Origin of the sequence: Lutibaculum baratangense AMV1 (genome assembly GCF_000496075.1) — a bacterium.
Classification (GTDB): Bacteria; Pseudomonadota; Alphaproteobacteria; order Rhizobiales; family Tepidamorphaceae; genus Lutibaculum; species Lutibaculum baratangense.
The window spans coordinates 113,552-125,177 of the sequence record NZ_AWXZ01000031.1; the positions used below are offsets into that span (position 1 = coordinate 113,552).

9 protein-coding genes are annotated in these 11,626 nt (G+C 69.1%); 6 read left to right on the forward strand and 3 right to left on the reverse strand.

Going from position 1 to position 11,626, the window contains the following annotated elements; translation table 11 throughout:
* Positions 1 to 32: 32 nt before the first annotated feature.
* Positions 33 to 1,016 (reverse strand): hypothetical protein, encoded by a 984-nt coding sequence (locus N177_RS11795; RefSeq protein WP_023432563.1) that lies wholly within the window; start codon positions 1,014 to 1,016, stop codon positions 33 to 35.
* Between the two features lie 160 nt (positions 1,017 to 1,176).
* On the opposite strand from N177_RS11795, the gene N177_RS11800 reads away from it, so the two are divergent.
* A complete protein-coding gene (locus N177_RS11800) occupies positions 1,177 to 2,970 on the forward strand; it encodes a potassium/proton antiporter (RefSeq protein WP_023432564.1) in 1,794 nt (597 codons plus the stop codon).
* Between the two features lie 133 nt (positions 2,971 to 3,103).
* Positions 3,104 to 4,576, forward strand: coding sequence for an MDR family MFS transporter (locus N177_RS11805; RefSeq protein ID WP_040485686.1), 1,473 nt, complete (start codon positions 3,104 to 3,106; stop codon positions 4,574 to 4,576).
* Positions 4,577 to 4,583: 7 nt separating this feature from the next.
* On the opposite strand, the gene N177_RS11810 is transcribed toward N177_RS11805, so the two are convergent.
* Both N177_RS11810 and N177_RS11815 read right to left on the reverse strand, forming a co-directional pair.
* Entirely contained in the window at positions 4,584 to 5,327 is a 744-nt protein-coding gene (locus N177_RS11810; protein ID WP_023432567.1) for a cytochrome c biogenesis CcdA family protein, read from the reverse strand.
* A gap of 82 nt (positions 5,328 to 5,409) precedes the next feature.
* The gene (locus tag N177_RS11815) at positions 5,410 to 5,748 is read right to left on the reverse strand and encodes a hypothetical protein (protein WP_023432568.1); all 339 of its coding nucleotides are present in this window, start codon (positions 5,746 to 5,748) and stop codon (positions 5,410 to 5,412) included.
* Between the two features lie 185 nt (positions 5,749 to 5,933).
* On the opposite strand from N177_RS11815, the gene N177_RS11820 reads away from it, so the two are divergent.
* From N177_RS11820 to N177_RS11835, 4 genes are all read left to right on the forward strand, one after another.
* A complete protein-coding gene (locus tag N177_RS11820) occupies positions 5,934 to 6,491 on the forward strand; it encodes a PadR family transcriptional regulator (RefSeq protein WP_023432569.1) in 558 nt (185 codons plus the stop codon).
* 16 nt (positions 6,492 to 6,507) lie between these two features.
* The gene (locus N177_RS11825) at positions 6,508 to 7,629 is read left to right on the forward strand and encodes an efflux RND transporter periplasmic adaptor subunit (protein WP_023432570.1); all 1,122 of its coding nucleotides are present in this window, start codon (positions 6,508 to 6,510) and stop codon (positions 7,627 to 7,629) included.
* A complete protein-coding gene (locus N177_RS11830) occupies positions 7,626 to 10,886 on the forward strand; it encodes an efflux RND transporter permease subunit (protein ID WP_023432571.1) in 3,261 nt (1,086 codons plus the stop codon). Before N177_RS11825 ends, N177_RS11830 begins: the two co-directional genes overlap by 4 nt.
* 323 nt (positions 10,887 to 11,209) lie before the next feature.
* Positions 11,210 to 11,626 (forward strand): PAS domain-containing protein (locus N177_RS11835; RefSeq protein ID WP_040485664.1); only part of this gene is annotated, 417 nt, incomplete at its 3' end.

The following is an 11,626-nucleotide window of genomic DNA, read 5'->3' on the forward strand; positions in this document are numbered from 1 at the left end:
AGGAGGCGGACTGTCCCGCCGCCCTCCCCTGCTCAGCCGGGACGGTGGGGGGTGAGGCGCTGCAGGCGCGCCTCGCTGTCGGCCACGAGTTCGCCGATGTCCTCGGCCGCCTCTCTCGCGAGGCGCTCGATCTCCTCGGCCGTGTCGCGGCTGCGCTGCTGGAAGAGCTCCACCGCACTCGCGAGGCCGCGCACGACCTCGTCGCGATGCTCGCGCGGCAGGCCTCTGGCGAGAAGCCGCGGCAGCGCCTCGATGAGTGTCGTCACCGAGCCGATGAAGGCCTGGCTTTGCCAGTAGAGACGCTCCTTGCACGACGTCGATTGCGTCAGGCGCCCCATCACGATCTGGGCGTCCCCGGATGCGGCCGCGATCCGGTTGGCCACGTCCCGCGCGACGCCCCAGCGCCGCTCTTCGTCCTGCAGCTGCCGCAGCCGCTCCAGAAGCGAGACGCCGTCGGCATCGGCACTGCCGCCGAGTTCCTCCTGCACCTTCTGCCGGGCGGTGTTGTACCGCGCGAAGGCGGTCTCGAGCAGGTGGAGGGCATGCGCCTCGGCCTGCCGCACCGCCGCCCTGAACTCCGTGTAGGCCTCCTGGACGACGTGCTCCCGCTCGATCTCCTCGAGCGCGGCCTGCCCGACGGGCGCGTATTCGTCTTGAAGTCGACCGAACTCCGCCCCGAGCTCGGCCACCTCCCGCGCCAGAGAGGCCTCGGGGGCGTCCTGCAACAGCGCGACGAGCCGCGCGTGGAAACCGCCGGCCGCCTCCGCGAAGGCCAGGTGTCCGGCGGCCACGTCGTCGCGCGACACCTGCTCGCGCACGAGATCGTCGAAGAACCTCGCCTGCGACAGCGTGCTCGCCACGACCGTCGTCTTCGTCGGCTCGAGGTCGGCGATCCTCACGAGGACGGACTGGCTGCGCTGTTCCGCACCTGCGGCGTCGGGCGCCGCGCCCAGTTCCGCGGCTATGGCGAGCGCCTCGTGCAGATGTCCGAGCGCATCGGGGACGAGCTCATCCATTTTTCGCCTCGCTTGCACGCCTAGATGGGCAACAGGGGAGCCGCCGCGCCATAATGGACAGGTGATTCAATCCGCAGGTCAGACTGCGGCGCAGCGCCCGGTGCAGCCGGCTCTCCCGCAGGTAGATCACACTTCGCCCCGCCACGGAACCGCAGCTTCGATGTTCGACCCCCTCTTCGTCGCCATCCTGATCGGCTCGAGCCTCCTCGTGCTCGCCGTGGCGACGAGCCTGATCGCCTTCCGGATCGGGGCTCCCCTGCTTCTCGTCTTCCTCGCGCTCGGTCTGGCGGTGGGCGAGGACGGTCTCGGCCTCGACTTCGACAATGCAGGCGTCGCGTACTCGATCGGCTCGGTCGCGCTCGTGCTCATCCTGTTCGATGCCGGCTTCAACACCCGCACCGAGACATTGCGCCGCGCGGCCTGGCCCGCGCTCACGCTTTCCACCGTCGGCGTCGTGATGACGACGTGCATTCTCGCCGCCGCGGTTCACCTGCTCTTCGACCTCGACTGGCTGCCGTCGCTTCTCCTCGGCGCGATCGTCAGCTCGACGGACGCCGCCGCCGTGTTCTTCCTCCTCCGCATCGGCGGGGTGAGGATCCGTGAGCGCGTGCGGGCGACGCTCGAGGTCGAGTCGGGCTCGAACGACCCTGTGGCGGTCTTCTCGACCCTCGCCCTTCTCGGCCTGATCGCCACCGAGGGCGAAGCCGGCGCAGGCGTTCTCACGCTCGTCTCACAGTTCGTCCTGCAGATGGGGCTCGGCGCGGTCGGCGGCTATCTCGGCGGCCACCTGATCGGCCAGACGATGAAGCGCCTGCAGCTCGAAGCCGGCCTCTACCCCGTCCTCGTCCTCGGCCTTGCGCTGATGGCGTTCGCCACGACGAGCCTTCTCGGCGGGTCCGGCTTCCTCGCAGCCTACGTCGCAGGCCTCGTCTCCGCACGCTACACGACCCGCGCCACGCCGATGCTCCGGCGCTTCCAGGAGGGGCTCACCTGGCTCAGCCAGATCGTCATGTTCCTGCTCCTGGGCCTACTGGCCACGCCCTCCCATTTCGGCGCTATCCTGCTGCCCGGCCTCATCACCGCCGCGATCCTCATCCTGGTCGCCCGCCCGCTCGCCGTGACCGCCTGCCTCCTTCCCTTCGGCTTCTCGGCCACCGAGATCGCCTTCGTCTCCTGGGTGGGCCTGCGCGGTGCCGTGTCGATCCTGCTCGCCATCGCGCCGATCCTCGCCGGGCTCGACGTCGGCCAGGCCTTCTTCAACATCGCCTTCATCATCGTGCTGACCTCGCTCGTCGTCCAAGGCTGGTCGATTCGGCCGCTCGCGCGCCGCCTCGGTCTCGTCGTGCCGCCGACGATCGGGCCGGTCGAGAAGGTCGAGCTCGAGCTGCCCGGCCACGCGACGCACGAGCTCATCGTCTACCGCGTCGTCGACGGAAGCCCCGTCAGCCGCGGGGAGAGGCTGCCGCGCTGGGCACGCCCTTCGCTGGTCGTCCGCGACAACCGCTCCATGCGCCACCACGAGGCGGGAAGGCTCGCGCCGGGCGACCTCGTCTACATCTTCTCCTCCCCCCGAACGATCCGGCTCCTCGACCGGCTGTTCGCGAGCCCCGTCGCCATCGACGAGGACGACACGGAGTATTTCGGCGAGTTCGTGCTGCAGGGCGACGCCCCACTCGCCGCCGTCGCCCACGAGTACGGCATGGGCATCGAGGCGGAGGACGGTCAGCAGACGATCGGCCAATACCTCTCCCGCCGGCTGGGAGCCGACACACATCGCGGCGACCGCATCGCTGTCGGCCGCATCGAGCTCATCGTCCGCGATCTCTCCGACGACGGCGCCGTCACCCGCGTCGGGCTCAGCGTGCTGCCCGCCACCCGTCCCTCTCCCATCGATCGGGTCAGAAGGCCCGTCAGGTGGCGCAGGAAGAAGCCTTCCGCAAAATCTGCGGTGTAAGGGTGGCGGCATCGCCGTTTTCGAGACCGTCTCGACTTGGCGGTCGCCACGCGCTATCTCCGGGTCTCCCTCCGGCGCAGCCACGTCCCGGCCCCCGCCACGCGTGATGCTCCGCCCCACGCCGCCGGTTCCGATGAACGATCAGCCCCACTTCGAGCCCACGCAGGGATTCCGCCCGCCGCCGATCACCGACCGCGAGATGACGGCGATCGTCGGCGGGGTGATGCTCGCAATGCTCCTCGCGGCGCTCGACCAGACGATCGTCGCCCCCGCGATGCCGACGATCGGCGCGCATCTCGGCCACGCGCACTACCTGCCGTGGATCGTCACCGCCTATCTCCTCACCTCCACGGCGACCGCGCCGCTCTACGGCCGGATCTCCGACATGTACGGGCGGCGCCCCACCATCGCCGGCGCGGTCATCGTCTTCGTCCTCGGCTCCGTCATCTGCGCGCTCGCGCAGAACATGTTCGTGCTGATCGCCGGCCGGGCGGTGCAGGGTCTCGGCGGCGGGGGCCTCTTCGCCCTCACCCAGACGATCATCGGCGACCTCGTGCCGCCGCGCGAGCGCGGCCGCTTCGCCGCCTGGATCTCCGGCACATGGGCCGTGGCGAGCGTGGCCGGGCCTCTGCTCGGCGGCTACTTCGCCGACCACCTGCACTGGTCGCTGATCTTCTGGATCAACGTGCCGCTGGGCGCGCTCGCGCTCCTCATCATGAATCGGCCGCTGCGCAAGCTGCAGGTCGAGCGCCAGGCGCATCGCTTCGACGTCGTCGGCGCGTTCCTCCTCATCCTGGCGACCGCCGCGCTGCTGCTCGCCCTGAACTGGGGCGGCGCGACCTATCCCTGGCTGTCGGCGCCGGTGCTCCTCCTGTTCGTCGCCTCGGGCCTCATAGCCGCGCTCCTGGGCTTCCACCTCACGCGCGCGAAGGCGCCGCTCATTTCGATCGAGATCCTGAGGAACCCGATCGTGCGTGCCGCGACCGCCGCCATGTTCATGGCCCAGGCCGGCAATGTCGGCCTGACGGTCTTCCTGCCGATCTACCTCCAGCACGGGCTCGGGCTCTCGGTCAGCGCCTCCGGCACCGCGCTTCTGGGCCTGCTCCTCGGCACGGTCGCGGGCGCCTGGATGAGCGGCCGGCTGCTTCTGCGCGTCGTTCGCTACAAGCTGATGGCGCTCGCGGGCGCCGCGATCAGCTTCGGAGGCCTCTGCGTGCTCGCGTTCACGGCCGCGGGGGCGAGCCTCCTGTGGGTCGAGATCCTGACGGTGTTCATCGGCTACGGCATGGGGCTCACCTTCCCCATCGCCATCGTGGCGGCCCAGAACGCCGTGAAGCGGGCGGAGCTCGGGGCGACGACGGGCGTCGTCACCTTCCTGCGGTCGCTCGGCGGCGCGTTCGGCGTCGCCGTCCTCGGCGCCATCGCGCTCGGCTACGGCATCCCGATGGCGCGCGAGGGAGCGGCAGTGGAGATCGCGGACGCCGCCGTCGCCGACAACGCCTTCGCGATCGTCTTCGCGACCTCGGCCGGCATGATGGCGCTCGTCTTCCTCGGATTCGCGCTGATGCGGCAGAAGCCGCTGCAGGGCCGGGAAGACGAGAACTGAGGCGAGATCAGCCGAACCGCGCGAGGCCCGGGAAGGTCTCGAGCAGCCAGAAGGACAGGCTCTGCATCTGGCCGGTCAGGAACATGACGCCGGTCAGCACGAGGAGAGCCCCCATCGTGCGCTCGACCGTCGCCATGTGGCGGCGAAACCGCGCCATCATCCGCATGAACGGGCCGGCGAACAGGCTCGCGACCAGGAACGGGATGCCGAGGCCGGCGGAGTAGACCGCGAGCAGCCCCGCGCCCCGCGCGACGGTGTCCTCGGTGCCGGCCACGAACAGGATGGCGGCCAGGACCGGGCCTATGCAGGGCGTCCAGCCGAAGGCGAAGGCGAGGCCGACGAGATAGGCCCCGAACGGCCCCGCCGGCTTCCTCTCCACATGCACGCGCGCCTCGCGGTAGAGAAACCCGATCCGCAGCAAGCCGAGAAAATGCAGGCCCATCACGATGATGACCGCGCCGGCGACATAGCTCAGGACGTTCATGTAGGAGAGCACGAGCCGCCCGATCGCCGAGGCGCTCGCCCCGAGCGCCACGAAGACGGTCGTGAAGCCCGCCACGAAGGCCAGCGCGGAGATGAAGACGCGACGGCGCACCGCTCCCCGCGCCTCCGCGGCACCGACGCCCGTCAGCTGGTCGAGCGTCACCCCCGCAAGGAAACAGAGATAGGGCGGCACGAGCGGCAGGACGCAGGGCGAGACGAACGAGATCATCCCGGCCACGAGGGCACCTAGGATGCCGACTTCGGTCATGCGGAGGCTCCGGACAAGGTCACGGGGCCGGACTTAGGCAGGCCGCTCCGTCAAGCGCAAGAGCGCGTCTCGTCGCGGACCTTCACATTCCCGAGCCGGGGAAGCGGCGACCGGCCGCAGCCGACCTCGCCGGGGCGGGCCGCAGCGACTCCACCTGGGGCAGACGCTTGCCCCCACGCGGCGGCAGGCTCGCCTCCCGCGACAGGCTCATCACGGCCCCGCCCATGGCGGCGCTGCCGAGCGTGACGACGAAGCCGAACGTCAAAAGGAGAACCGCCACGAGCGGGTCGCTGTCGTTGAGCACGAGTTCCCGGATGCCGTGGGCATCGCTCGCCAGAAGCCCCGCCACCGTGCCCACCGCGACCACGCTGCCGATCAAAAGGTTGCGAGCCAGCAGGCCCAGAAGACGATCGCCCGGCATCGAAGCTCCTCCCGGACGCCAGCAGCCGCGTCCAATCGGCGTTCCACGACGTACTCAAGGTGATCTTGCCGCGCGCGCCCTTCGGGCAAGGGCGGAGCGCCGGGTTGACACCCACCGTACGAAGAAGCATATAGCGGCACGATATATATCGAACCGATATATGACGAACGAGGTCAAACCGACACATGAACGTCCGCACGCTGTGCCTCGCCATCCTCTCCTTCGGCGACGCGACGGGATACGAGATCCGAAAGCACTCGGTGGAGGGCAACTTCAGCTACTTCGTCGATGCGAGCTTCGGCGCGATCTATCCCGCGCTGAACCGGCTGACGGAAGACGGCCTCGTGACGGTGCGCGACGAGCTGCAGGCGGGCAAGCCGGCGCGACGGGTCTACTCGATCACGCCGGAGGGGCGCCGCGCCCTCATGGACGCGCTGATGCAGGAGCCGGGGCTCGACTCCTTCAAGTCGCCCTTCCTGCTCGTGGCAATGTTCGCCTCGGTGCTGCCGCGGGAGCATGTGACGAGGGCGATCGACTGCCGCGAGGCGGCGCTCGAGCGCACGCTGTCGAGCCTGTCGGAGTGCCTCGGTGAGGTGAAGGGCTGCGGTGCCGGCGGGTCGGAGTGGATCCTGCGATACGGCATCGCCGTCCATCAGGCCTCGCTCGACCATCTGAGGGTCAATCGGGCGGAGCTCGAAGCCGTCGCCGGGTCGCGCCGGGTCGAGCGGGAAGCGGCCGAGTAACGGACGGAAGCGGGCGATGCGTGCATCCTACATCTGGGCGATCGTGATCCTCGTCGCGATTGGGGCCTGGCTCTCCTCGGGAGACTTCATCGTCAGCGGGAGCGGCGGCGGTGCCGCCTCGGAAGCGAGCACCCGGAGCGCCGCCGAACCGGCGACGATCGCCGAGGCCGAGGCCGCCGAAGACACGCCGTTCGTCGTGAAGGTCGCGCGCAGCACGGCCCGGGAACGCCGCCAGAGCCTGACGCTGCGCGGTCACACCGAGGCGAAGCAGCGCGTCCAGGTGCGGGCGCAGACGGCCGGCCTCGTAGAGGAGCTCCCGGTCGAGAAGGGCGACCTCGTCGAGGAAGGCGAGGTCATCTGCCGCCTCGAGGACGGCAACAGGCAGGCCCAGGTGCTGCGCGCGCAGGCCGCGCTCGAGCAGGCCGAGCAGGAATTCGACGCCTCGAGCCGCCTGAACCAGCAGGGCTACGCGGCCGAAACGCGGCTGCGGGCGGCGAAGGCGGGGCTCGACGCCGCGAAGGCGACGCTGTCCGAGATGGAGCTCGACCTCGCCCGCACGGATATTCGCGCACCCTTCGACGGTGTCGTGGAAGACCTGCCCGCCAAGCGGGGCGCCCTCCTCTCGGTCGGCGAGCCCTGCGCGCAGGTCATGTCCTACGACCCTCTCCTCGCGGTGGCCGAGGTGCCGGAGCGCGATGTGCGCATGCTCGAGCGCGGGATGGCGGCCAACGCGACGCTGGTGACGGGGCAGACGGTGGACGGCGCCCTCACCTTTCTCGCGCCGGGTGCGATCTCCTCGACGCGCACCTTCCGCGTGGAGTTCGAGCTGCCCAATCCGGGTGGGGACCTGCGCTCGGGCGTGACGACGCGGGTGGAAATTCCGCTTCGCGAGACGGATGCGCACTTCTTCTCCCCCGCGATCCTCACGCTCGACGACAGGGGCCGGGTGGGCGTGCGCACGGTCGAGGACGGCGACACCGTCCGCTTCGTGCCGGTCGAGATCGTCGCCGACGAGCCCGACGGCGTCTGGGTCGCGGGCCTGCCGCACGAGGTGACGCTCATCATGGTCGGACAGGAATATGTCGAGGACGGCGAGCGGGTCACGCCGGTCTTCGAGACGGCGGAGGTTTCCCGATGATCTCGGCCCTTGGCTCGATCCTGGAGAAGCCGCGCTCGGTCATCACCATTCTGGTGGCCCTGCTGGCGGCCGGCATCCTGTCCTACCTGTCGGTTCCCAAGGAGGCGAACCCGGACATCGACATTCCCGTCTTCTACGTGTCGGTGGCGCAGCAGGGCGTGTCGCCGGAGGATGCCGAGCGCCTGCTCGTGCGGCCGCTCGAGACGAAGCTTCAGGGCCTCGACGGCCTCAAGGAGATGACCGGCATCGCCTCGGGGGGGCACGGTTCGGTGCTCCTCGAGTTCGACATCGACTTCGACAAGGACGCGGTCCTCGCCGACATCCGCGCGAAGGTCGACCAGGCGCAGGGCGAGCTGCCCCCCGAGGCCGAGCAGGCCACCGTCCACGAGACGAACTTCTCGCTGATGCCGACGATCGTCGTCGCGCTGTCGGGCAACGTTCCCGAGCGCGCCCTCTATCGCCGTGCGCTCGACCTGCAGGACGCGATCGAGGCGATCCCCACAGTCCTCGAGGCGCAGCTCGTGGGGCACCGCGAGGAGCTCCTCGAGGTGCTGATCGACTCCGACCGGCTCGAGACCTACGGCATCACGCAGGACCAGCTCTACCAGGCGGTCACGCGGAACAACCAGCTCGTGCCGGCCGGCGCGATGGACAGTGGCGCCGGCCGCTTCAACGTGAAGGTCCCGGGCCTCCTCGAGACCGCCGCCGACGTGACCTCGCTGCCGATCAAGGTCGAGAACGGCACCGTGGTGACGCTCGGCCAGGTGGCGGAGATCCGCCGCACCTTCAAGGATGCGAGCTCCTTCAGCCGCTTCAACGGCAAGCCGGCCATCGCGCTCCAGGTGATCAAGCGCACCGGCACGAACGTCATCGAGAACAACGAAGCCGTGCGCGCGCTCGTCGCGGCGGAGACAGAGACGTGGCCGGCGACGATCGACGTGGACTTCACGCTCGACACGTCCGCCTTCATCAACGACGTCCTCTCCTCGCTCGAATCCTCGATCATGACGGCGATCGCGCTCGTGATGATCATCGTCGTCGCGGCGCTCGGCCTGCGCTCGGGCCTCCTCGTCGGCCTGTCCATCCCCACCTCGTTCATGATCGGCTTCCTGATCATCTCGCTCATGGGCATGAGCGTGAACATGATGGTCATGTTCGGCCTCGTGCTCACCGTGGGCATGCTGGTCGACGGCTCGATCGTCGTCATCGAGTACGCCGACCGGAAGATGGCGGAAGGGCTCGACCGGCGGACGGCCTACAAGCTCGCCTCGCAGCGCATGTTCTGGCCGATCTTCTCGTCCACGGCGACGACGCTCGCCGCGTTCCTGCCGATGCTGCTGTGGCCCGGCGTGTCCGGCGAGTTCATGAGCTACCTGCCGATCATGGTGGTCATCATCCTGTCGGCCTCTCTGCCGACGGCCATGGTGTTCCTGCCCGTGCTCGGCAGCCTCATCGGCAAGACGAGCGCCGGCTCGGCCCAGACGGAGGAGGCGCGCCTCCTCGATAGTCCCGAGCCGATCGACTATGGGCGCATTCGGGGCTTCACCGGCCTCTATATCCGCATGCTGAAGTTCTTCGCGGGCTGGCGCATCGGCCACGTGATCGTCATCGCCGGCATGGTCGCGACGACGATCGGCGTGTTCAGCCTCTACGGCCAGCACAACAGCGGCGTCGAGTTCTTCGTCGAGGAGGAGCCGGACCAGGTGGTGGCGCTTGTTCGCGGGCGCGGCAACCTGTCGGCGCAGGAGCAGCGCGATCTCGTCGTCTCGGTCGAGGATCGCGTCCTCACGGTGGACGGCATCCAGGCGGTCTTCACGACCGTCGGCGCCGGCTCGGGCGACAGCAGGCTCGGCGGGGTGCAGGACAAGCCTGCGGACGTCATCGGCGAGATGATGATCGAGCTCGACGACTATTGCTGCCGTCGCAAGGCGGCCGAGATCTTCGACGAGATCCGCGCGAAGGTCCGGCCGCTGCCCGGCATCATGGTCGAGCTCCGGAAGCAGGAGGGCGGGCCTCCCACCGGCAAGGACATCCGGATCGAGGTCACCGACACGAACTATCAGCGGGTGAAGGAGATGGCTGCCCGGATGCGCGGCCATCTCGAGACCGGCGTCGCCGACCTGCGCGACGTGGAGGACAGCCGTCCCCTGCCCGGCATCGAGTGGGAGCTCGCCGTCGACCGCGAGGAGGCCGGCCGCTTCGGCACCGACGTCGCGGCCGTCGGAGGCATGATCCAGCTCGTGACGAACGGCGTTCTCGTCGGCACCTACCGGCCCGACGATTCCGACGAGGAGGTCGACATCCGCGTCCGCCTGCCGGAGTGGGAGCGGTCGCTCGACCGGCTCGACGAGCTGCGCATCTCCACGCCGGTCGGGACGGTGCCTCTGGCCAACCTCGTCAGCCGCGCGCCGCAGCCGAAGGTCTCCTCCATCACGCGGCAGAACGGGCGCTACGCGATCGACGTGAAGGCGAACGTCGTGACCGAGAACGGCGTGACGGTCGACCAGAAGGTGAACGAGATCCGGCAGTGGCTCGACGCCCAGGACTGGCCGGGCACGACCGCCTACCGCTTCCGCGGCGCGGACGAGGAGCAGAAGGAGGCGCAGGCCTTCCTCGGCAAGGCCGCGGGAGCAGCGCTCTTCATCATGTTCATCATCCTCGTGACGCAGTTCAACTCGTTCTATCAGACCTTCCTGACGCTCTCGACCGTCGTCATGTCGGTGCTCGGCGTGCTGATCGGCATGATGGTCACGGGCCAGAAGTTCTCCGTCATCATGACCGGCACGGGCATCGTCGCCCTCGCCGGCATCGTGGTGAACAACTCGATCGTGCTGATGGACACGTATAACGGTCTGCGGCGCGACGTGGGCCTCTCCGGTCTCGACGCCATCCTGCGGACCTGCGCGCAGCGCCTGCGGCCGATCATGCTGACGACCATCACCACCATCATGGGCCTCGTGCCGATGGCGCTGCAGGTGAACTTCGACTTCTTCGCCCCCGCGGTCCAGGTCGGCTCGATCACCTCGATCTGGTGGGTGCAGCTCTCGACCGCCGTCATCTTCGGCCTCGGCTTCTCGACCCTGCTCACGCTGATCGTCATCCCGACCATGCTCGCCATCCCGAGCGTCTGGAGTGAGCGGTGGCACGAGTGGCGGGAGCGGCGCCGGGCGCGCCGGGGGGCGAAGCGCGGCTCCAGAGAAGACGATGCCGCGCCCGTGCCGGCCATGGCCGGCGGCTTCCGCGAGGCGGCCGAGTAGCGTCCCGCGAGCGCTGCGACGGCGCCGCCGGTTAACGTCAACCCTGTCCTCCGCCCCCCGAGGACCACGAGATATGCTGCTGCCCGGGTGACCCGACTGCCCGGCCAGACGAAATATCCTCGCTCGCAATCGTCCGCCTCCACCCGCGCCGCAATTGGCTGAGACGGCCGTCCCATGTCGGGACGAGGTCGCGTTTTGGAGTTTACCCTGGTCCGAAAGATCCCGCGGCCGGGCAGGGTCACGTGCGAACCTCAGCAATCGCCGAAGCGTATAGGCTTCCATCGCGGGGCCGCAGGGCGTCTCCGCATGTGGTGGAGGTGAGTATGGGCTTTCTCGGCGATGGGCACGGCTTCGGTGCGGGCGACGGCGCGGTTCTCTCGGCGATCGGCCGGGCACTGGCGATGATAGAGTTCACGCCGGAAGGCGCAGTCATCACGGCGAACGAGAATTTCTGCCGGGTCATGGGCTACCGTCTCGACGAGATCGTCGGTCGCCACCACAGCATCTTCGTCGACCCCGATCACGCGGCGTCGCCCGACTATCGCCTGTTCTGGACGAAGCTCGGCCGCGGCGAGTTCGACGCGCGCGAGTACAGGAGGATCGGCAAGGGCGGCAAGGAAGTCTGGATACAGGCGTCCTACACCCCCGTCGTGAACGGCCGCGGCAGGGTCGTGAAGATCGTCAAGGTGGCCACCGACATCACGGCAGAGAAGCTCAGGTCGGCCGAGAACGCCGGCAAG